The sequence below is a fragment of the Leptolyngbya sp. ST-U4 genome, from assembly GCF_039962215.1.
GTDB lineage: Bacteria > Cyanobacteriota > Cyanobacteriia > Elainellales > Elainellaceae > Leptolyngbya_A.
Genome location: NZ_JAMPKZ010000008.1, coordinates 111,859 through 133,706 on the forward strand (window position 1 = coordinate 111,859; position 21,848 = coordinate 133,706).

Consider the following 21,848-nt stretch of genomic DNA (forward strand, 5'->3'; position numbering starts at 1 on the left):
TCGATCGCTTCTTCATGAAGTATCGACAAGCTTTTGGGAGACAATCAATAAAGGTCACTACAGATCGCCTGATCAATCGGACGGGAAGGGAAGGATTGCGATGAAAAAGCTGATTCAAGGGCTGCGCGAATTCAAAGACAGCTACGTTTCGACTCACCGGGAGTTGTTTGAACAGCTTTCTCAGGGGCAAGATCCCAGAGTGCTGTTTATCACCTGCTCAGACTCGCGCATCGATCCGGTGATGCTGACTCAGACCGATCTGGGCGATTTGTTTGTGATTCGCAACGCGGGAAACATTATTCCTCCCTATGGTGCAGCCAACGGCGGCGAAGGGGCAGCGGTCGAATACGCGATTCACGCATTGGACATTGACCAAATCGTCATCTGCGGACACTCGCACTGCGGCGCAATGAAAGGCTTACTGCAATTAGGCAGCCTGGAAGAAGAAATGCCGCTGGTCTATGACTGGCTGCGCCACGCCGAAGCCACCCGTCGCTTGGTGAAGGAAAACTATAGCAACCGCACCAAAGACGAGATGCTGGAAATTGCGATCGCCGAAAACGTGATCACCCAGATCGAAAACCTGAAAACCTATCCCGTCGTGCGATCGCGGCTATTCCAGGGCAAGCTGATGATTTTTGGCTGGGTCTACCTGATCGAAACGGGCGAAGTGCTGGCTTACGACCCGGAAACGCATTCCTACGTCGCTCCCCAAAGCCAACTGGCCCAGTACCTACCGGACGATGTGCCCCAACCTGCCACCTTCAGATCCACCAGTGCTCCACCTGTTGCTTGTGAGTTGCCGAATGGCAGCAATATTGCTGTGTCGCAGCCCGTCCCGAGACCCGTCGCGGTTTCTGGCACTCCCTCTGTTACCCCAGCGACAGCCGCCGCGAATGCTCAATCTGCCACGAACGGCAGCAGTCACACCCCCTGGCTTACTCCAGAGCAAGCCGATCGCATCTACCGGGGAAGTGCAAAACGGTAGAGCTCTCATGCCAAAATCGCATCCAGCAGTAGATCTGCGCCAAAGCGAATTGGATCGGTGCAGGGAAGCCCGGTAGTAGAAGTGGCTCGATCGATCGCCTGCTTCGCCTCACTTTCGCTGAGTTGAAACGTATTCAGCGCAATGCCGACTACCTTAACTGGAGCAAAGGAACCTCCGGCATGGGCAACGGTTTCGTAAAGTCGCACCACGTTTTCAAGCGGCGGAATTGGCACATCCGGCACATTATGGATATGCTGCTGTCCTGCCCGGTGTACCAGGATCAGGTGAGTAGGCTGTGTCCCTCTCACAAGCGGTAAGGTTGCGGTCGAACCAGGATTTAGGAGTGATCCCTGTCCTTCGACGTAGACAATCTCGTGATCATTGCCATGGCGCATCACAATTTGTTCCACGGCTCCTGCTGCAAAATCAATCCGAATCGCATCCAGCGGAATGCCGTCATAGCCCAGCATTAACCCCGTTTGCCCCGTTGCCAGAAAACAGGAACGAATGCCGCGCTGTCGAGAGAGCCGATTCAGTTCTAAACCTGTGGACATTTTGCCGACGCTCATATCGGTTCCCACGGCCAGCACCCGCCGACAGGACAACGATCGCGCCTTACCACTTCCGATCGCTAGATTCGCAGGTTCTCGTCGCACATCCCAGATCCACTGATCGGACTTTAGCAACGCCTGAAACTCTGGATCATCCGCCATTGAGGTATGCAGCCCGTTCATTACCGACATTCCCGCAGCAACCGCCTGCTTCACCTCCTGCCGCCACGGTTCCGGCAATGCTCCGCCCGATGGCGCAATTCCGATCGCCAGCACATTTGGCTGATATTCGATCGCCTCCTGGGTCGAAGCCACGATCGGTGCATCGCGATCGATTCCGGTCAACTGCAGCAAAGACTGCCCGGCACAGGCGTGATCAATTACGGCGACGATCGGGTTTTCGCTGTAGCGCAGCAGAGAAATTCCGGTTTTTCCCTTCGAGCTTTGGGTTCCTTCGTGGAGCAAAATGGCAATGCGATCGGTCGGTTTCAGCATAGAAGAATGAGGAGAAAAGGCGATCGAGTGAAAAATTCAGATCAGGCGCGAATCACACCCAAGCCGGGCGCATCAGAAGGAATCAAACAGCCCTCCTGCATCGTTGCCCCCACAAACGGGTCATCCTTCAAGTTCAAATGGCTATCCAGATCCAAATGATCTGCTAGAGGTGCAAGCTGAGCCGCCGCCGTGTTCGAGAGAGCGCTGTCGGAATAGCAGCCAAACATCACCTGTAAGCCGCAGGCTTGCGCTGTGTGAATCATCCGCAATGCCTCTGTCAGTCCGCCCGACTTCATGAGTTTAATGTTGATGCCGTTGACCCGATCGGCAAGGGCAGGAATATCGCGGCTGGTAAAGCAGCTTTCGTCTACAAAAATCGGCAGGGGCGATCGGCGATAAACCTGGGGCAAGTCGGCTTCCTGCCCGGCAGCGAGGGGCTGCTCAATATAGGTAATGCCCTGGTCGTTGAGCCAGTGACTCATCTCGATCGCCTCATCAACGGTCCAGCCGCCATTGGCATCAACGCTCCATTTTGCATCCGAGGGGGCAACTTTTTTCACGGCTTGCAGCATCGCCCGATCGGCTTCCACCCCTGCTGGACTTCCGAGTTTAACCTTCACCGCTTTTACCGTGGTGATGTCCATCCATTGCAGCATCCGCTGTTTTGCCGCTTCCGGTGAGCTAATGCCGATCGTCACTGAAGTCGGGACAATTTTGCGGCGATCGAGTCCCCAAAGCTGCCAGAGGGGAAGTCCCACTTTTTTGCCTATCCAGTCGTGTAGTGCCAGATCCACGGCTGTTCTGACAGCTGAGAATAAGGTGACGGTGCGGAGTAAGCGTTCAATGGGCTGGCGATCGAAGGGGGTGAATTTTTCCAGGCGCGGCTTAAGGGCTTGCAGATTTTGCAGCAGCAATTCAGTTGTTTGCGGCACGTCTCCCACCAAGAAAGGCGATGCTTCACCCCATCCTTCGATGCCGTCCTGTTCCACACGCACCCAAAGATTGGTACTTTCGCTGGTTGTGCCCCGGCTGATGGTAAGTGGGACGCGCTTGTGAACGGTGAAGGTTTCAATGTGGATCTGCATGAATGCTGGAGGAAAAGCGACAAACTTTAATTTAGTTTAATTGTCGATTACCACGCTGGTTAGCCGAATCAACAAATTAAGCATTCGCATCACGAATGTTCAAAATGTTTGCATGGTAGAAGTTCTAGCTCTTTTTATAGAATTCTTCGAGTTAGTGTAGAAGCAAGTTAAGGCACCCATTACGCGGCCACTGATCTGAGTATTACTGTGAAAAAATAACCTGATGATTCTTCAAATCTCTGGAGTAAAATCATGACTCACGACTCTACCGAGAAGCGCGATCGTGCCGAAGCTGTAGTATTACAAGGGAAACAACAGCTTAAGCAGGCAGCTCTAGACTTTGGGATGCAGTTTGCCTCGAGCCTTCGTCAGGAAATTGAAACCTTGATGAGGCAGTTGCAGGAAAGTTTAACGCAAGGTGATGAGATTCGCATTGAACAATACTCTATCGATTTCCAAATCAAGTTGGACGAGCTAAATCAGCAAATGCACCAGCACAACACATTCGATTCCTGAGGAGGGCTGAGGATGCGATCGCTGCGGTTAGCGGAATCTGAGTGATTGGGGGATTAGTCGTAGTGGGTGTTTGGAGCGGGGTTTTGGGTTATACCTTAGTACTGATAGTACCGATCGTCAGGGTTGCCGAACTTTTAGCGTACTTGGGCATTCTAAGTAAAGTGCGGCTATCAGGAAGAGGTACGCGTTCGAGACTTTGACCAACGGGGAATGATAAGGTCGTGCTCCGCAAGGTGTTGAATGCAAAATAGACCCGGCGGGGCAATCAAACGATCGCCAGAATCGCTCGTGTTATGATGCTGTCTGAATTTTGCCCATCTCGCCAGTTTCGCCCGATAACATTCGCCCGATGACAAAAGATACAGCAAGGTACGTCAAGTGGCGATCGCGCTGGTTTAGAGGTAGGTCTGTTCCGGGCAGTCCCTACGTGCAGCCAAATCCGGGTGGATTGGTGAGTCGGACTTCGCAACGAATGCGGCGCAAAATGTTTGAGGCATTAATCCAGCTTTATCCTCCGTCGCCCGGTCTGAAGGTTCTAGATGTGGGAGTAACCTGCGATCGGCGAGAGGACTGCAATTTTTTTGAGCAGTGGTATCCGTTTTCGGGTCAAATTACTGCCGTGGGAGTGGAAGACGCTGCTTTTTTGGAGGAAGACTATCCGGGGTTGAAATTTGTTCAGGCAGATGGGCTAGACCTGCCCTTCCTGGATCAGAGTTTTGATCTGGTGGTGAGCTTTGCGGTGATCGAGCATATCGGCGATCGATCGCGTCAGGCTGCCTTTATTCAGGAACTGCTGCGAGTGGGTCGGGTCTGCTGTATTACCACGCCAAATCGCTGGCATCCGATCGAATTTCACACAATTTTGCCGCTGGTTCACTGGCTGCCACCGCAGGTGTTTCGCCAGATTTTGCGATCGATCGGCATGACATTCTGGGCAAAGGAGGAAAATCTGAATTTGCTGACCCAGCGTGATTTGCTGACGCTTGTGCCTACCGAAGCTCATGTTCGGCTCATCCCGTTTAAGCTGCTCGGATTTGTCTCAAATCTGTTAATTTACATCGACCCTGAAGGTTATCAAAGGGGGCTTGATCAGCGATGACTGCCGAACCGCCCTCCAAGCCAACGCATTCTAGAGGGAAATAAGCCAATCATTCTGACTTTCAAAGTTTCTCAGCATTCAGAATTTCAGGGGCAATTTAGGGGATTCACAACTTCTCAAACAGCCTCTCATCGCGTTCAATTAAAGGAATAATTTAAGAATCAAGTCGTCAAGTTGCCCATTCAGGAGTATTCTGCTGGTAGAGCAGGGTAGCGATTAGGACTTGGTTCAAGTTCACGAGATTCCTGTTGAAAACCTATTGCAATAAAGCCGGGTGTGATGAAGCTTTCAGTTGTAATTCCGTGCTACAACGAGTTGGGAACGATCGGTAAAGTGGTGCAAGCCGTCAAAGCAGCCCCGATCGAATCGCTAGAAATTATTATTGTTGATGATTACTCAACCGACGGAACCAGAGAACTGCTGCAATCTACGATCGAGCCTCAGGTCGCTCAGGTGATTTATCACCCGCGCAATCGCGGCAAAGGAGCAGCGCTACGCACCGGGTTTGCCGCAGCAACAGGCGATATTGTCGTGGTTCAAGATGCCGATCTAGAATACGACCCGCAGGAATTTCCCGATTTGATGGCACCGATTCTGGCAGATAAAGCCGATGTGGTTTTTGGTTCGCGCTTTGCAGGTAGTCGTCCCCATCGGGTGGTTTATTTCTGGCACATGGTTGGCAACAAGTTTCTAACGCTGCTGTCCAATATGTTGACCAATATCAACCTGACGGATATGGAAACCTGCTATAAAGCGTTTCGGCGCGAGGTGATTCAGTCAGTTCGGCTTGAGGAAAACCGCTTTGGCTTTGAACCAGAAGTAACTGCCAAGGTCGCCAAAATGGGTTGCCGCATCTATGAAGTAGGGATTTCCTATTACGGTCGCACCTACAAAGAAGGCAAAAAAATTGGCTGGAAAGATGGCTTCCGCGCAATTTATTGCATTTTGAAATATAATTTGCTGCGTTAATTGCGCCTGCAAAGATTCCTGTGGAAATCCCTGTGGAAATCTCTGTGGAAATCTACCAAACCCCAGTGCGCGTCAAACTTCATCACATTAATTACGCGTGCCGGATATTGCTGGCTCTGTTGCTAAGCCTTTGGTTCGATCTCGGTAAGGAGCGATCGTATAATCGCCCACTTTTTTAGCGTCTCCAGCCTTAACTAAACAGTGCCTAAACTGCTGAATTTCTTCAGGAAACTCATCTAGCCATTTCTCTTTAACCAGGTAAATCGTTTCAGACTCGAATACCCGCTTTGTACAGCGACGACAGCGTACTCTACCCACTTTTTTCTGCTGCTCAGGGTTAGGCAAGCAGGGACTTTGATTTGTTGCTTCATCAAAAGGAGTACAGTTGAGCTGAGCCGGATTCACAGTACAAAGGATATAAGAACTCCAATATCCACCGATAAATCCAGCTTTGCCTAGAGCCTGAAATTCCTGTAATTCTTGAATTTTAGGTTGAGGTGCATTGAGTGCATACGTTCGAGGTGGGAGACTCAGACTAGAGGCAAGAGCAACCAGGACGAGCAGCAAACTCATCAGTTTAGAGTTAGCTCCTTTGAGTCCATCTGCAAAGAAAAGAACGGCTAGCCAAAGGGAAATGTAGCTGACTGTAAAATACCTCAGATTTGCTCCATTAATGTAAACCCACTTGGAAAGCGGCAGCAAAATTAAACTCGCGATCGCATTCAGCAGAAACAGATAGCACCATTTAGAAACGGTAAGCGATTTGTGCTTTCGCAGACGGTGAATTAAATAAGCAATCGTGGCTATCAAAACAACGACAAGGATGGCGTGAATGCCCAAAAAAAGAACCCGTCTTGGGGCAGTTAGAAAAAAAGTATTTTTGAAGGTGATTGTTCGTAGCACAGAGGACAGCAACTTAGCCACAATTTCTTGAACTTCGCTGAAGCTGTTAAAGGTACTGTACCTGGACGGCGTATTAGCTGCATTTTCCTTAGCATAAGCAATAAAGGCGATGCCAATTGCCGAGGTCAGAGCAACATTAATGGCATCCCCAGCAGTTAGACCAAATCGCTTTAATCCCTGCAACGCTACATTTTTCTTACCCCGCTGATAGATAGAACCAACGACAATGCCACCAAATAACAAAGCCGTTACAAGAGAAAAGTCTGATAGCCAGATACTAATAAAAAGGCTGATCGTTATCAGTGCAATAAAAAGCTGTCGTTTGAAACCTTGTATCGACGGAGAATTCTCAAAGCGGCTTGCGAGCACAATCGCAATGCCAATAAAAGCCATCTGAGGACCATAGGGCTGAGAGTTCATCACTAACTCAGTAAAGGGAACCAGCGGCAAAAACCAGGCGAGCGCAAGAATAACTTTGAGAAGGTTGCTTTTAAGCAAGCTAGCAAACGCAAGAAATCCAATCAGAAGTAGTAGATATTGAGCGAGTGAAACTGCAATAACAGGCGATACGGAAGTAATTTTCAGCAAGAAATGCCCGATGATAGGCACTAAACTTCCTAGACGATCTTGTCCCCAATAATAAAAGTCCTGTGGTAGACGCAAATCATACGCCATGAGGATGTGAATGGCATTGTCAGAGTTCAGAGCGGGGTTCAAAAAGGCAGCAAACGATCGAACCGACAAAATAAAGATGAGCGTTATCAGCAGAATGTACATTGGAAAGGATGCTCCTTGGAGAGGACGTTTAATCAGGTTGGCTCGTCAGCGTCTCAGCATCGATGTCGCTCGAAATCTCCAATAGATTGCCATCTGGATCACGAATGTAAATCGATCGAATTAAACCGATCGCCCCTGTCCGATCGACGATGCCCGCTTCAATTTCGATTTGATGCTGCTGAAAATGCTGCAAAACATTGGCCAAAGGCGTTGAGGTAATCAAACATAAGTCCGCAGAGCCACAAACTGGATGACTTGCTCTCGGTCCAAATTCTTTGCCTGCCTCGTGCAAATTAATTTTTTGTTGACCAAACCGCAAAGCTTTTCGTCCCTCACCAAAGGTGATTAGTTCCATACCCAAAACGGCAGTATAAAAAGCGCAAGTTCTCTCAATATCCCGTACCGTTAAAACCAGGTGGTCAAGACGATCGATCTGAATCATTCTGCATCATTACTGGACGCATTCACAGGCAATCAGAATAAAAGCACTAGAAAAATAAAAGCATTAAAAGGTAAAAATTAAAATAAAAAATAAAGGGGCTGCTGCCCCTCGTGCTTCTCAATTAAAGTTGCTATCGCAGAATCACATTTCTGCCGCTTTGTACGGTTTATTTGTACAGTCTGATCAAATTAACAAAACAATTCCCAGCTTAACTTGCTTGCAAAGCCGGGGAACTGCCAAAGGTATTTTTGTTGAGCAGTATCAGAACTACATTCCAGATCAGATTCCAGACTACATTCCAGGAATATTTAAACCAGAAGTTAATTCTTCCATCCGTTCCCGCATTGTTGCCGTGGACTTGTTGTAGGCATCCTTCATTGCCGCAGTCACCAGGTCAGACAGCACTTCTGCGCCTTCGCCCAGCACATCGGGCGCGATTTCGACTCGACGAGGCTCCTGGTTGCCACTCATCACGACCTTGACCAGTCCGCCGCCAGCTTCGCCCGAAATTTCCATCTGCTCCAGTTCTTCTTGCAGCTTTTTCGCGCCTTCTTGAACCTGCTGAGCTTTTTTAAATGCCTCAGTCAGCTCTTTCATCTTGCCCAGACCGAAGCCGAAACCTTGTCCTTTTGACATACTCTCTCGCTACAGGGTTGAACGTTTACTTAACCATTATTCCCACCTGGCACAACTGGATTGCGAGGATGCAATGGCTCCCAAGAGTGGGCGCAATGTTTTTAACCTCTCCAGTATAGGTGACAATGCCTTTGCATCGCCGAAAGCTATCGATCGAAAGCAACCGAAAGAAATTAAGCTGCCTGAAACTCGCCCAGCATCTTCACTTCCGGTTCTAACCACAGTGACCAGCGCCGATCGACCTGCTCCTGAGCATGGCGAATCAAATTCAGAATGTCACTTGCAGTCGCTCCACCACAATTCAAAATAAAGTTTGCATGACGCTGGGCAATTTGTGCTCCGCCAATTTGATACCCTTTTAAGCCCGTCTGCTCAATCAGCCACCCCGCTTTGTGCGATGCAGGATTGCGAAACACACTGCCGCAGCTTGGCAGGTGATAAGGCTGGGTATTTCGCCGCTGATCGAGATGTTCGGTTGTAGCCGCCAGTACCGTGTCTGGGCGTGCGCCGGGTTGCAGTTGCAGGGTTGCTTCGGTCACGAGCCGGAGGGGCTGATCTTTATTTGCCGCAGCGGTTTGCAAACTGGACGATCGATAGCTATAGCGCAAATCCGCAGGCAGCAGCAGCGACGGCTCACCCGATCGATTTAACACGTTTGTATTGACCAAAATCTCTGCAGTACAGGAGTGGTGTGCCCCCGCATTCATCACCACCGCGCCGCCTACCGTTCCGGGAATTCCCACTGCCCATTCCAACCCCTGCCATCCTCGCTCTGCCGCTTGCCATGCAAGCCGAACTAGCGAAACGCCTGCCCCTGCCGTCACCTGCCCCGTTTCTTCATCGAAGTGGGTGTAGCGAAGCCGTCGGGTGCAAATCACTAGCCCTGGCAAACCTCGATCGCTGACGAGCAGATTGCTGCCTGCCCCCAGAAACGTAACTGGTAAACCGCGATCGTTTGCCCAGGCAAGGCTGAGCTGCAAATCTTCGAGTGTGCGAGGGGCGGCATAAAGCTCCGCTGGACCCCCGACCCGATACGAGGTCAGCGTCGATAGGGGGACTTTGGGCTTGATGAGACAGTCTGTTCCTGGCAGACGAATCGGCTGCGGTGGCTGCCCCAGCGGGAGGAAGGATGATTCAGGCATTGCTCGATAGCCCAGTTTGGGTTGAACGGGAGCAGCAGTCGTGGGATCATGGGAAAGGGTCATAAAGATGCAGGATGAGAATGCTTGCAGAAACAATAAAGGATCAAAGCGGTAGAGCGCACCCGGAGCGGGATATATACCCCTAAGCAGGGCTAACGCAAGCCTCTACTCGGCTTTCATCAACTTTTTGGTAATAAGCAGTCAGCTCAGGAATAATTCGATTGAGGTTTCCTGCACCTAAAAAGATCGCCAAGTCTCCTGCCAGCAAGGTTTCTATCAAAAAGGCAGCCGTGCTCTGAAGCGTGGGCTGATAAATGACTTGGGCATGATGAGTGGCGATCGTGTCTGCCACCTGCTGTCCCGTCATATTATCCACATTGGGCTCGCCTGCACTGTAGATATCGGTAATTACCACTAAATCAGCGTCGCTAAATGCCTGGCCAAACTCTGCAAGAAAAGTCTGAGTTCGGCTGTAGCGATGGGGCTGGAACACGGCTACCACTCGTCTGGGCGGTGTCGTCATCTGGGCACGTAAACGAGCGGCTGCCAGCGTCACCTGAATTTCGCTGGGGTGATGAGCATAGTCATCAATAAAAAGAATCTGGTTATGCTCTCCGCGATGCTCAAATCGCCGACGTGCGCCTTCAAACGTTGCCAGAATTTCAGCAATCTGCTCAAACCCCAAGCCCAGCTTTCGTCCTACCGCGATCGCCGCCAGCGAGTTGCTGAGATTATGCCGTCCTAACAGACGTAGTTCGAGCTGTCCCAGCAGCACTCCCCTTTCCCAGACGCGAGCCGAAATTCCCATTGCGTTGTAAACCACGCGATCGACCGTGTAATCTGCATCAGCCGAGGGCTCTAGACTGTAGGTAATCGTAGGCTGAAGGGCTTCCTGCACCGTTGGGCAATCTACACAGCCAATCAGCGTCTTGCACTGCCGCGCAAAGGTTTGAAAGGTATCAATCACCTCATCGAGGGTGGCATAGTGATCGGGATGATCCAGCTCGATATTTGTAACAACACCAATTTCAGCCGCAAGCCGCACCAGCGACCCATCCGACTCATCCGCTTCTGCAACCAGATATTCTCCCTGACCGACAACTGCATTGCCTTCCCAGGCATTCACTTCGCCGCCGACAATAATCGTGGGGTCTAGCCCTGCTTTAAGCAGCAAATAGCCAATCATGCTGCTAGTAGTCGTTTTCCCATGGGTTCCAGCAACGGCAATGCCACGCTGCTGCTGCATCAATGCGGCAAGCAACTCCGATCGATGAAAAATCGGACACCCCATCTCCAGCGCAGCGCGATATTCTGGATTAGCAGGGTGAATTGCCGTCGAGCAAATGACCTGGGGCAGGAAACAATCGGTCGGCACTGGCTGAATTGAACCGGATGGCATCTCTGTTCCCGAAGAAACGCTTGCCGAACAGAATGCTTTGAGATTATCGGCAACCTGACTCCAGAAAATGTGCGCGCCCTGCTCCTGAAGCCGTTGCGTAATATGGTTGAGAGAAAGGTCTGACCCAGAAACAGGCAGTTTGCGCTTGGTGAGTACATACGCGAGAGCAGACATTCCAATTCCACCAATGCCGATGAAATGAAATGGTCTCCCGCTGAAGTCCACAGAGTTCAGCATCATAGCTCCTTACACCACACCACACCAAATAACACGCGATATCATAGCAAGAATTGCTTTTTGTGCGACATCTCTCCAACACCAGTTTTTTCAACCTGATTTGCGTCGAAATATCGCAATTAATCACTCAGAAGCACGAAGATTCAACGAAGCGATCGGTTCGATCGATTCAGCAGAACTCCTAATTTTCTGACGGCAGAAGCAATTTTGAGGATTTATCGTAGCGTTCCCATTGAAAAGAGGAAACAGTCGTTTTGAAAAAAGCAACAATTGTTACACTCTGGTATCGCTGGTAACGGGTAAGTCTAACAAATAAATCTAGGATCACTTCACCATTCGTTTGAGTGATTCCAGAAAAAAAGAAGAAATTGGGTTATGAGCAAGGTAGGCATTTTTGGCGGCACATTCAACCCGATTCACTGGGGACATCTGCTCGCTGCTGAAACTGCCCTGGAGCAGGTACGGCTCGATCGCATTTTGTGGGTTCCCACCTCTCATGCCCCCTATAAAACCACCGTTCAACCCGTTTCTTTTCACCACCGTTATCAAATGGTGCAACGGGCGATCGATTCCCATCCCCGATTTTGCCTGCCCCCGTTCGAGCAAATTGCCGCTCCTGCCGCCTCCGCCTACGCAATCGATATGCTCAAGGCATTGCAGCACCATTATGAAGCCTGCGAGTGGCACTGGATTTTAGGATTAGATGCTTTTCATTCCCTGCCGCGCTGGGTCGGTCGCCGTGAGCTAATTCCACAATGCCTCTGGCTGGTTGCCCCTCGAGCGAATACCCGCTCAGTTCAGCACAGTTGTGCCCCCACGGGTACAGTGTCAGCAAATGCGCTTGAGCAGCTAGAATCCTGCTGTGATAGGGTGGCGGACCAGCTGCGGACTGAGGCAATCGAAGTCAGATGGCAGCTTCTGCAAATGCCGATGGCGCAGGTTTCCTCAAGCCTGGTGCGCCAGCATTGCCAGCAGCAGCGATCGATTCGCTATCTGGTGCCGGAAGCCGTGCGGGACTATATCGCAACGCATCATCTCTATGAAGTGTAAATTCCAGGAGATTAATCAGCCGCGTTATTCCAAATTTCTAGCAGCCACAAAAATTTTATCGAACAGGCTTGCTAGAAATTGACTCCTTCAGACCCATTCACGTCCATGTCCTTTGGCAAACCCTGCCCCTACTCCTGCCGCCACCAAACCGGATCGATCGCCCCAAACCGAAAATGAATTACTAGAAAACACTTCCAACATTGGACTAACTAGTCTTATCAAAAGATAGTAGGCATAAAGACCTATTGCTTCTTGATACGCTAGGATCCTTGTCCTTCAAAGGTTTTAGGCTGTCTCCAGGCTGAGAAACGCCCGTTTTTTGCCCCCAATCTCTGATCCCCAACTCTTGAGAGGCAAACTCCTAAGAGTGTATGATCTGGTTCACTACTATCGATCTTTATTCGTTCACAGAGGGCAAGACGCAGTGATTAGAGTAGCAATCAACGGGTTCGGGCGAATTGGACGAAACTTCTTACGATGCTGGGCCTTGCGCGAGAGCAGTAATCTTGAGGTGGTCGCCATTAATGATACCTCCGACCCCAAAACGAACGCTCACCTGCTTACCTACGACTCCATGCTAGGGAAGTTCAATGCTGATGTAAGTGCGGACGATAACACCATCACGGTCAACGGCAAGGTGATCAAATGCACATCCGATCGCAATCCCCTAAACTTGCCCTGGGGAGCCTGGGATGTTGATTTAATCATCGAGTCTACGGGCGTGTTCGTCTCAAAGGAAGGCGCATCAAAGCACTTAGAAGCAGGGGCTAAAAAGGTTTTGATTACGGCTCCGGGCAAGGGCGATGATGGAACTTTTGTGGTGGGCGTCAACCATCATGACTATGACCACAGCAAGCACAACGTTATCAGCAACGCAAGCTGCACCACTAACTGCCTTGCGCCGATCGCCAAAGTCTTGCACGAGAGCTTCGGCATCATTAAAGGCACCATGACCACTACCCACAGCTACACAGGCGATCAGCGACTCCTGGATGCTAGCCACCGCGATCTGCGTCGGGCAAGAGCTGCTGCGCTCAATATCGTTCCTACAACGACCGGGGCGGCAAAAGCAGTAGCACTAGTTCTTCCTGACCTGAAGGGCAAGCTGAACGGGATTGCGCTCCGCGTTCCCACTCCCAACGTTTCGATCGTGGATCTGGTCGTGCAGGTCGAGAAGCCGACGATCGTAGAACAGGTCAACGAAGTGCTGAAGAACGCTGCTGAAGGTTCGCTTAAAGGCGTCTTAGCATACAGCGATCTGGAGCTGGTCTCCTGCGACTACCGGGGAACCGATGCGTCGTCGATCGTGGATGCGAGCTTGACGATGGTGATGGGTGGCGATATGGTCAAAGTTGTTGCTTGGTATGACAACGAGTGGGGCTATAGCCAGCGTGTGGTTGACCTGGCAGAAGTTGTGGCTCAGCGTTGGGCTGCCTAATCACGATCGGGAAGCGATTGACCCAATTGTATTAACCCAAAATAACTAAATGGCTGGTAGTGACGGACTCAAGATCCCAAGCTACCAGCCTTTGCTGTAGCTCAGGGATACGAGCATCCGAAAACAATCAACCTTGCTGGATATCAACTTCCGTGAAGGGCAAATCAATTGTGCAAATCAATTATTGATTAAGTTAAGTTGCAGACTCAGGTTGCAGACTCACCTTTTTCAAATTGAGGAGCCTCAAATTTGTAGCCCACACCGCGAACGGTTTGAATCAGCGCAGGCTGAGAGGTATCAATCTCGATCTTTTTACGAATCTGCCCGATGTGAACGTCCACCACGCGCTGGTCGCCCACATATTCATAGTCCCAAACCTTCTGGATTAGCTCTGCTCGCCGCCAGACTCGGCCTGGATGGCTAGCCAGGAAGTGCAGCAGATCAAATTCCAGGGCAGTCAGGGGAACCATGTCGCCGTTTAGCGTCACTTCTCGCCGTACTGGATCGATCGCCAGACTGCTGAAGGTGAGGCACTGCTGCTCAGCAGCGGTCACGGGTCGCTGCCGCTTCAGAATTGCACCAACTCGCACTTCCAGTTCACCCAGACTAAAGGGCTTGGTGAGATAGTCATCCGCTCCCTGGGAGAATCCGCGAATTTTATCTGCCTCGTCGCTGCGGCTGGTCAGCATCAGCACGAACACCCCTGTTCGGCTTTGCATTTCTTGACAGAGGTTGTAACCGATCGCATCGGGCAGATTAACGTCAAGGATCACAAGATCAGGATTAAATTGCTCAAACACTGCCAGAGCCGTTTTGCCGTCTTCTGCGGATTCGAGCTGATAATTCTGCTTAGAGAGAAATCGGTGGATGAGCGTCCGAATTGCGGGGTCGTCATCAACTACGAGAATCTTGGCTGGTGCCATAGCCATAACCTTAGCAATCGTGAATGAGCGTAGATGGGCAACACCTCAGCAGTGAGTCTAAAGCTGAGGTAAATTTTTCAAGCGACCGAGCGATTCCACTTCGATGAGGTTCACAATAGATCTATACTCTGCATGATAGGCTGCCATCAGAACTATTATTAACTTATTGCCTAAAGAATTAGACATCTTACAGATAACAAGCTTCCGTTTTGCAGTAGAGCACTCGGTCAGGCAGCGGATGCTGTAATGATTTTGATCAACTCTATTCGCAAACTCAGGGTAGATCGCTAAACTATAGGCTAGCAGTATTAATGGAAACTTGGAATGAGGCGGCGAGCGTCGCGATTGCTCTCATCCTCAAACTTCTTAATGCCAATCATAATCGAATTATGTCAAGGGAGTCCTCCGGAGGTCAGCAATGAGCGATATAAATCCCTACGAACAGCTAGGGGTAGATGAAGATGCCTCGTTCGACGAAATCCAAACCGCTAAAAATCAGCTCGTTGAGGCTTGCGGCAGTGAGCGCAAGCAGGTTGAGGCGCTCGAAGCCGCCTATGATGCCATATTGATGGATCGACTCCGCCTGCGTCAGGAAGGCAAGATCAAAGTGCCCGATCGAATTCGCTTCCCGGAAAAGCTAGCAGAGCCAGTGCCTCAATCCACCCCTGTTGTCGCGCAGCAGACTTCTAACTGGCTTCAGCAGTTCCTTGATACGCCGAGGCGTAGTGAAATTGTGCTGCCTGGGGGTCTGTTTCTTGCGGCTAGTTTACTCAGTTTAGTGATGCAGCCCGCCCTGCCGCTTGCGCTAGGAATCTGTCTCAGCATTTACTACTTGAATCGCAAAGAAAATAAATTCCTGCGGGCAACCCTGCTGACTCTGCTGGGGTTGATTGTAGGGGTTGTAGTAGGGACGCAGCTTGCAGCTCTGCTCCAGCCACAGCTCAGCGCACTCTCGCTCACGGCAGACAGTTTTGCAGCGATCGTCACCTTTGTGATTCTCTGGCTGGTATCCAGCTTTTTGCGCTAGCCCTGGTGTCCGTTCTGGATGGGGTCGGGCTGACGACCGCGATAAAGGGCAGTCAATGCCCCAATCAGGTACTTGACCAGGGTTTCACCCACCAGCAGGGCAAGAATCTGATCGAGCGGCAGCACACCCCAGAACGCGATCAGGGTAAACAGGAAGGTGTCTAACGGAATCGAGACGGCATTGCTTCCGGCAACGCGTACAAACCACGATCGCTGAAGCAGCTTTTGATAAATTTCTGTATCAGCAGTCTCGGAAAGCAGAATTGCAGCAAATGACGCGATGATAATTCGCATCGGCACACCAAGCACTGAACTCATTAACACATTGGCGAACGCAGCGACGGCGATCGTGCTATAAACCCAGCGACGCCCTGCGTAATGGAGTCGATCGCGCTGTGTAAATGTTGCGCCAAACAAAAAGGTTCCAAAGGCAACCTGCCCAAACAGGGGCAAGGGAATAAACCATTCTGGCGTGGTGGTGTAGTTTGCACCCAAAACCGCCAGAATATAAATCAGGCTATGCAAAATCATGGGACTAAGAAGGCAATCGTTTTGACTTCATGCAGTCTATCGCTTGTGCCTTCGCATTGGTCATTAAAAGTGATTAAACCGGATCTTCCTCGTCCCCGATTTCTGGCTGCTCTTTCCCTGTAAACAGCCCTGCTTTAAATAGAAAATCAAGCTGGGCAGATCGCGTTGTCGCGGTAGAAGAAACGATCGAGCTAGCGGCAGTCCCGCTCCCTGGCATCACGACCACTTGATGACAGAGCACTGCCAGCAAGCACGAGCAAAGGGCAAGCAGACAAAAATCAAGATTGCGGGTTGAGTGCAACCACGGCAAAGCAGCGGTGATTGCCTTTGGAGAATGCCTCGAAGCGTGCGCTACTGGAACAGCACACGAAGCAAGCGGTAACTGATTGCGAGTAGAAATCGTCATTGGCTCTCTAGTAGGTTCTTCATTGGGGCGATCGGCAGATGTTTCAAAATCCAAAGCGGGATAAGAGGGTTTCGAGGTGTCCACAACAATCAGCCCCAATGCAGCTTTAATCACTTTAATCAACTGATTAGCACAGTTTGGTTTAGTCAGAAGGTTTGAATCAACGCTTAGCGCGATCGAAAAGACAGCGAAAGGCAAAGTTTAATTCAAATTATCTGAATCTTAGACTGCCCATCTTGGACGAGGCAAATCTCATTTTGGTTCCAAGTCTTTGATTGAACCCAGGTTCGGCTATTAGTCTAGACGATTTAGGCAAGGATTAGTTCAGCGTTTCTAGCTCCGATCGCCCTTCTGCACTAACCCAGGCAATCTGGCGAATTCGTCTTTGACGAGCATAGCTGCGAATGTCATCCGGGTTCGATCGATCGCCCAGCTCCACTTCAACTCGCACCAGCGGGACAGACTCTCGCAGCGTTGCAGCATAAGCGAAGGCATTTGCCATTGATATAGGCGTTTTGGCTACGACCAGCCAATCGCAGGCAGGGGTGTGGAGCGGCAGTTTTTCTCGACTAAGCAGAACTTGATGCAGTTCCTCAATATTCAGCACAAAGCCGATTCCAGGACAGGGAATTCCTTGAGGATGATATAGCTCTAGAAGCTGGTCATAGCGTCCCCCCTGACCCAAAACTCGCTGACCGGAAGCCGTACCGCTGACGACCTCAAACACAATGCCCGTGTAGTAGTCAAAGGTTTGAATCAGGCTTAAGTCCAGCACGATCGCAAGCGATTCCTGAAGCTGACTGGCTTGGAGCAGTTCCAGCAGCAGTTTCAGGTTGTTGACCGTTTCTCGCTGAGCAGGCTCCAAGTCAAAGCCGGAGATTTTTTGCAGTACATCCGCCGGATTTCCACGCAAATCGAGCAGCAGCAGTGCCCGTTCTCGCAGTTCTGGCGACAGGTTCATGGTTTCTAGCCGCATTCGATCCAGAGTGGCAATCGCTTCTCGCACCTGATCGCGCACATTTCCCGGAAAGATTGACAGCAGCGATCGCGTCAGCCCGGCATCGCCCAGAATCAGATGACAGTGGGGCAATCCCAACGCCTGCAAACAGTTTGCCAGCAGCAGCACAATTTCTGCATCCGCCGCAACGCTGCCCGCGCCCAGTAGCTCAACGCCTGCCTGGTAAAACTCCTGCTGCCGATTGTGGTTGCCCTGCTCTGCCCGCCGAAACACATTGGCGTTGTAATAAAGCCGCTGTGGATAGGGAACACCTGCCATGCGAGTAACAGCAGCTCTGGCGATCGAGGCAGTCAATTCAGGACGTAACCCCAAGGGTTGCCCTTCTAAGTCTTGAAGCTGGATTACGGTTGCTGGGTCGATCGCCCCGCCTGCCATAAGGGTCTCCAGCCGCTCCAGGGTAGAGGTAATAATCCGGTGATAGCCCCAGCGATGAAAGACGGTTTGAATATGATCTTCGATCCAGCGTTTTTGAGCGACATCCAGGGGAAACAGATCTCGCGCTCCGACAGGCGGTTGATAAACCATTACAATTACTTCTTCTTGCCGCCAAACAACCCAAACAAACCTCCGCCTCCTGCATTCGGCTTTTTGCCTTTTGCATCTGGTTTCGCGGTGGCTGCCTTGCTGCCTGGACCCTCTAGTTTGCGTTTACCTTCCAAGGCTACCGCATCTTGGGGATTCAATTCTAATGCCTTGTTGAAGTGAATTTTTGCCATTGTAAGCTGGTTGGTCTTGAGAAAGACAACTCCCAAGCGGCTATGGCAGGTGCTATTGGTTGGCTCCAGTTTTAATGCTTCGCGAAGTTCCAAAATTGCTTTGGAATAGTCTTTGCGATTTTCAAGCTCTTGTGCTCGCCACAGGTAGGATTCAATTAGCGCGTCGCGGGTCGGTGGGGCGGCAGGCGCAGGCTGAGCAGGAGTTGGGGATTGAGCATTTGCGGCTTTGACAGCTGGATTCGAGGAGTTGCTCTGAGGCGAAGGTAGCGGGGACTCCTTTCTTTTTTCCTTTCGCATCAGGTAGACCAGATTCAGTTCACTAATCTGCCCAATCATGTCGATCGCCTGGTCAAGCTGCTCATATTGCCGGGATGCAAGTTCGCGCATAGCTGCCCGGTAAGTGTTGTCTACATCGCTAGTCGCTGCCAGCTTTAGCGCGGCATCTGTCATCAGTGCCACGGTTTCCTGCTGCTGGAGTGCCTGCTGTCCCTTAAGCCGCACTAGAATACAGTATTCGCTGTAGTTCTTTTCCTGAGACAGCTTCTCATAAGCTGGATTGACCAGCTTTGACAGGAAATTGGCTGCTCGGTGTCGATCGGTTTCATCCGCCGCAGAGTTACTGTCTGGGTGAAGGCGACGCGCCACTTGCAGATATCGTTTCCGAATTTCTTTTAGATCTGCATCGATCGCAACGCCTAAAATTGCGTGGTAATCGGTGAAGTTAAGACTAAATAGCCCTTGCTCAATTTTGAAAGCCATGCTGCTGATTTCACACCCTCAACAGGTCTAGTCTAGGGTTCCCTTCAGTGTACTGCGATTATCTAACCAATGAGAACTGCTGAATCCGTATCCGCTTGGGCGACCTCGCGGTAGATTCTCAGGTCTTGAGTGATGGAAGATGGCTGCTATCGACAAGCGGCTTCACTTGCAGCAATTCTTGACTTATTTCCTGATGAATGCGTCCGTTCGTTGCCAGAATTCGCCCTGATTCCAGTACAAACGAACTGCGATCGTATGCCGTCACTTCTCCCCCCGATTCGCGCACCAGCACTACGCCTGCCACCATATCCCAGGGCGACAAACCCCGCTCCCAAAAGCCATCAAGTCGCCCACAGGCAACATACGCCAGATCAAGGGCGGCTGACCCACTCCGTCTCACACCCTGCGTTAGATGGGTGAAATGACAAAACTCGGCATAGTTATTGTCGGGGGTTTGATGACGATCGTACGCAAAGCCCGTCACCAGTAAGCTCTGTCTCAGATGCTCGGTCTGAGAAACCCGAATCGATCGCCGATTGCAGGTTGCGCCCAATCCAGTTGCAGCGCGAAATAGCTCTTGCCGAAACGGATCGAAAATCACGCCCACTTGAGGAATGCCCTTAACCAATAGCCCGATCGAACAGCAATAGGCAGGATACTGATGGGCATAGTTCGTCGTACCATCGAGGGGATCGATCGCCCATAACCAATCGCCTTCATCGCCGGAGCGTCCCGATTCTTCTGCCAGAATGGCATGACTGGGAAAATGCCGCCGAATAATTTCTAGAATTGCCGCTTCTGCTGCTTTATCTGCTTCTGTTACCAGATCACCTGGTCGTCCCTTTTCCTGAATCTGCTCCAGCTTGCCTGTAAATGCTTGCAGAATTGCTCCGCCTGTTAATGCAGCCTCGGTCGCAACATCGAGAAAAATTTGCAGTTCGGCAGTTTGTGCATTAACCATTTGTGGATTAACCGTGGGGCGATCGCCGATCGGTTCAGTCATGGATGCTATTCCTCGTCTAGTGGCAGTCCGCGCCGCACAGTTCCTCTGCCAAAATGTTGCCCAAACTGAAGCTCATACACTTCATCTTCATCCTGGGTTTCGACTTCCAAATCCGAGCGCGGATAGCTGACGCACAACAGCGCATAACCCTGTTCCCGCAGTTTCGGAGACAGCCCCATCGCTTCCGGCTGATACACCTCGCCAGAGTGAATTCGAACGGCACAGGCAGTACAGGCTCCATTACGGCAAGAATATGGCAAATCTGCACCCTGCGATTCTGCCTTCATTAGAATGTATCGATCTTCGGGAACCTGAACCGTATAGCAAGTCCCCTTCTGCGGATTTTGAATCCGAACGGTGTAAACGCGCGTCATGAATCAGCCTCAAATTGCTTCGGGCAAAGCTTAAACAACGGAACATCTGCCCTAACAGCCGATGCTCAGATCCTTAATGCCCAATAGCTCATCATAGTGGCTGCCATGTCCTTCTGTCTGAGTCGCTAGCGAGACATTTGTTAGGATGCCTCGTTACCTACAATCGGGACTGGCAATCGGGACTGGATTGTCGAGGGGATATTTTTGGGGCGATCGGATTTCTGCGGCTGATTTCTGCTACCATAGTTTTCTTGTGAACAGCAATGGCTCACAAATCATATCCCCTGGAGAGATGGCCGAGTGGTTGAAGGCGCAGCACTGGAAATGCTGTTTAGGGGTAACTCTAACGAGGGTTCGAATCCCTCTCTCTCCGTTCTGAATTCCAGAGATTTAAGGTTTTCTCCTAATCCTGCACCCTGATCAAGCGGTGCTCCTCTTTGAGATCCTAAGTTCAGTTAAAAGAGCAGTCCAATAAAGAGCAGCCTAGTCAAGAGCTGACGGTGGGGTGTAGAAAGCTGCTTCATCATCGCTGTCCCGTGATAGCTCCTAAGGCACCGTCATAAGCGATTCGTACCTTTCCACTTCGTCGCTTTCCACTAGGTCTGGTCTGGCTGCCAGGTTGATGCTTGTGAAGATACAAAATCTTTGCCCTTACTGAAGAACGATTTTGCTGGACAATCTACACAGGCTACGAATTGGACGCAATAAGTCCAGAAATCGGATTAGGGTATTCTTCCAAAGGCATGAAGGGTTCAGCAGCGATCGCCTCCTCTAGGGCTTCCTGCAAAGACACTAATTGGGGGACATCTGCAGTAATCTCTCCTTCAGAGAACCGTGGAGTAACCGAGGTAGCAAACAGAGGAGTGGCAAACGTGCAAGCCCGCCAGCGTCCCTGAACCAGCACCCCAAGCTGATAGCAAAAACCGCCACGCCGCCCCTCCATCTTGTAAAATTGGCAGTGCCGACAGGATGAAACCCCCCTAACCGTCGTATCCATAAGATGTGAATGTCTAATTGGTTAAAAAAGCTAATCTCAATCTTCGTCTAGGCTAGCGATTCATTTTCCCGAATAAAAAATCGGGAAGTCTTTATCCGGTGAGACTTTGGCCTATCTCAGACCGTAGATCGGTATTCAGATTCTCTTTAGAATCGTGGAATTAATCCTGACTCTTAAGTTATAAAACTCAGTGCTTTCCCCATTGTTAATTTCTATTTCTTGCCGAGAACACAGCGGGGATCAAGCTAAACCTACTGCCAGGCGAGTAAGCCTATCTCAAAACATCCGGTCAATCTACGGTCATTTTGAAACCGGAATGAGCGGGGATAAAGCAGCTACTTCTATTTACGCTTGACGATCTGCCCATT

22 protein-coding genes and 1 tRNA gene are annotated in these 21,848 nt (G+C 50.6%); 8 read left to right on the plus strand and 15 right to left on the minus strand.

Translation table 11 applies throughout. The annotated features are described in order from the left end of the window. The first annotated feature begins 100 nt into the window (after positions 1 to 100). On the plus strand, positions 101 to 988 hold the full coding sequence (locus NDA02_RS14180; protein ID WP_190791068.1) for a carbonic anhydrase: 888 nt from the start codon (positions 101 to 103) through the stop codon (positions 986 to 988). A gap of 5 nt (positions 989 to 993) precedes the next feature. On the opposite strand, the gene NDA02_RS14185 is transcribed toward NDA02_RS14180, so the two are convergent. Together NDA02_RS14185 and NDA02_RS14190 are read right to left on the minus strand one after the other, a co-directional pair. Then, positions 994 to 2,034 carry a DUF1611 domain-containing protein gene (locus NDA02_RS14185; protein WP_348255160.1) on the minus strand — a complete coding sequence of 347 codons (1,041 nt, stop codon included), beginning with the start codon at positions 2,032 to 2,034 and terminating at the stop codon, positions 994 to 996. A 41-nt stretch (positions 2,035 to 2,075) separates the two neighbouring features. Next, a complete protein-coding gene (locus NDA02_RS14190) occupies positions 2,076 to 3,119 on the minus strand; it encodes a dipeptide epimerase (RefSeq protein ID WP_190791044.1) in 1,044 nt (347 codons plus the stop codon). 252 nt (positions 3,120 to 3,371) lie between these two features. Here NDA02_RS14190 and NDA02_RS14195 point away from each other — a divergent pair, with 252 nt between their 5' ends. From NDA02_RS14195 to NDA02_RS14205, 3 genes are all read left to right on the plus strand, one after another. Beyond that, a complete protein-coding gene (locus NDA02_RS14195; protein ID WP_190791043.1) occupies positions 3,372 to 3,635 on the plus strand; it encodes a hypothetical protein in 264 nt (87 codons plus the stop codon). Positions 3,636 to 3,984: 349 nt separating this feature from the next. Further along, positions 3,985 to 4,734, plus strand: coding sequence for a class I SAM-dependent methyltransferase (locus tag NDA02_RS14200; RefSeq protein WP_190791042.1), 750 nt, complete (start codon positions 3,985 to 3,987; stop codon positions 4,732 to 4,734). Positions 4,735 to 5,013: 279 nt separating this feature from the next. Beyond that, positions 5,014 to 5,703 carry a glycosyltransferase family 2 protein gene (locus tag NDA02_RS14205; RefSeq protein ID WP_190791041.1) on the plus strand — a complete coding sequence of 230 codons (690 nt, stop codon included), beginning with the start codon at positions 5,014 to 5,016 and terminating at the stop codon, positions 5,701 to 5,703. A gap of 87 nt (positions 5,704 to 5,790) precedes the next feature. On the opposite strand, the gene NDA02_RS14210 is transcribed toward NDA02_RS14205, so the two are convergent. From NDA02_RS14210 to murC, 5 genes are all read right to left on the minus strand, one after another. Continuing rightward, the gene (locus NDA02_RS14210; RefSeq protein WP_348255161.1) at positions 5,791 to 7,383 is read right to left on the minus strand and encodes a hypothetical protein; all 1,593 of its coding nucleotides are present in this window, start codon (positions 7,381 to 7,383) and stop codon (positions 5,791 to 5,793) included. 28 nt (positions 7,384 to 7,411) lie between these two features. Further along, positions 7,412 to 7,825: a VOC family protein gene (locus NDA02_RS14215; RefSeq protein ID WP_190794024.1), complete on the minus strand. Its 414-nt coding sequence runs from the start codon at positions 7,823 to 7,825 to the stop codon at positions 7,412 to 7,414. Between the two features lie 291 nt (positions 7,826 to 8,116). Further along, entirely contained in the window at positions 8,117 to 8,461 is a 345-nt protein-coding gene (locus NDA02_RS14220) for a YbaB/EbfC family nucleoid-associated protein (protein WP_190794025.1), read from the minus strand. A gap of 173 nt (positions 8,462 to 8,634) precedes the next feature. Next, a complete protein-coding gene (gene murB / locus NDA02_RS14225) occupies positions 8,635 to 9,603 on the minus strand; it encodes a UDP-N-acetylmuramate dehydrogenase (protein ID WP_190794046.1) in 969 nt (322 codons plus the stop codon). 142 nt (positions 9,604 to 9,745) lie between these two features. Continuing rightward, a complete protein-coding gene (gene murC, locus NDA02_RS14230) occupies positions 9,746 to 11,239 on the minus strand; it encodes a UDP-N-acetylmuramate--L-alanine ligase (RefSeq protein WP_190794026.1) in 1,494 nt (497 codons plus the stop codon). A 375-nt stretch (positions 11,240 to 11,614) separates the two neighbouring features. Here murC and nadD point away from each other — a divergent pair, with 375 nt between their 5' ends. Next, on the plus strand, positions 11,615 to 12,289 hold the full coding sequence (gene nadD, locus NDA02_RS14235) for a nicotinate (nicotinamide) nucleotide adenylyltransferase (RefSeq protein WP_190794027.1): 675 nt from the start codon (positions 11,615 to 11,617) through the stop codon (positions 12,287 to 12,289). Positions 12,290 to 12,713: 424 nt separating this feature from the next. Next, positions 12,714 to 13,727, plus strand: coding sequence for a type I glyceraldehyde-3-phosphate dehydrogenase (locus tag NDA02_RS14240; RefSeq protein WP_190794028.1), 1,014 nt, complete (start codon positions 12,714 to 12,716; stop codon positions 13,725 to 13,727). Positions 13,728 to 13,933: 206 nt separating this feature from the next. Here the strand turns inward: NDA02_RS14240 and NDA02_RS14245 are convergent, their stop codons facing one another. Continuing rightward, positions 13,934 to 14,650 (minus strand): response regulator transcription factor, encoded by a 717-nt coding sequence (locus tag NDA02_RS14245; protein WP_190794029.1) that lies wholly within the window; start codon positions 14,648 to 14,650, stop codon positions 13,934 to 13,936. Positions 14,651 to 15,068: 418 nt separating this feature from the next. Between NDA02_RS14245 and NDA02_RS14250 the strand changes: the two genes are divergently transcribed. Next, on the plus strand, positions 15,069 to 15,677 hold the full coding sequence (locus tag NDA02_RS14250; protein ID WP_190794030.1) for a CPP1-like family protein: 609 nt from the start codon (positions 15,069 to 15,071) through the stop codon (positions 15,675 to 15,677). Here the strand turns inward: NDA02_RS14250 and NDA02_RS14255 are convergent. The 6 genes from NDA02_RS14255 to NDA02_RS14280 all read right to left on the minus strand — a co-directional run bounded on the left by NDA02_RS14255 (position 15,674) and on the right by NDA02_RS14280 (position 20,483). Beyond that, positions 15,674 to 16,207, minus strand: a complete 534-nt coding sequence (locus tag NDA02_RS14255; protein ID WP_190794031.1) for a queuosine precursor transporter — start codon at positions 16,205 to 16,207, stop codon at positions 15,674 to 15,676. The genes NDA02_RS14250 and NDA02_RS14255 overlap by 4 nt on opposite strands. Before the next feature lie 73 nt (positions 16,208 to 16,280). Continuing rightward, complete coding sequence (locus tag NDA02_RS14260; protein WP_206755109.1) at positions 16,281 to 16,727, minus strand: hypothetical protein; 447 nt, start codon at positions 16,725 to 16,727, stop codon at positions 16,281 to 16,283. 205 nt (positions 16,728 to 16,932) lie between these two features. Beyond that, positions 16,933 to 18,156 carry an ATP phosphoribosyltransferase regulatory subunit gene (locus NDA02_RS14265; protein WP_190794033.1) on the minus strand — a complete coding sequence of 408 codons (1,224 nt, stop codon included), beginning with the start codon at positions 18,154 to 18,156 and terminating at the stop codon, positions 16,933 to 16,935. Positions 18,157 to 18,161: 5 nt separating this feature from the next. After that, positions 18,162 to 19,106: a J domain-containing protein gene (locus NDA02_RS14270; RefSeq protein ID WP_190794034.1), complete on the minus strand. Its 945-nt coding sequence runs from the start codon at positions 19,104 to 19,106 to the stop codon at positions 18,162 to 18,164. A 118-nt stretch (positions 19,107 to 19,224) separates the two neighbouring features. Further along, positions 19,225 to 20,067, minus strand: coding sequence for an inositol monophosphatase family protein (locus NDA02_RS14275; RefSeq protein ID WP_190794047.1), 843 nt, complete (start codon positions 20,065 to 20,067; stop codon positions 19,225 to 19,227). 47 nt (positions 20,068 to 20,114) lie between these two features. Next, positions 20,115 to 20,483 (minus strand): 2Fe-2S iron-sulfur cluster-binding protein, encoded by a 369-nt coding sequence (locus NDA02_RS14280; RefSeq protein ID WP_190794035.1) that lies wholly within the window; start codon positions 20,481 to 20,483, stop codon positions 20,115 to 20,117. Between the two features lie 286 nt (positions 20,484 to 20,769). On the opposite strand from NDA02_RS14280, the gene NDA02_RS14285 reads away from it, so the two are divergent. Continuing rightward, positions 20,770 to 20,856 (plus strand) — tRNA-Ser (locus tag NDA02_RS14285). 315 nt (positions 20,857 to 21,171) lie between these two features. Here NDA02_RS14285 and NDA02_RS14290 read toward each other — a convergent pair. Next, positions 21,172 to 21,480, minus strand: a complete 309-nt coding sequence (locus NDA02_RS14290) for a hypothetical protein (RefSeq protein ID WP_190794036.1) — start codon at positions 21,478 to 21,480, stop codon at positions 21,172 to 21,174. Between the last annotated feature and the right edge of the window lie 368 nt (positions 21,481 to 21,848).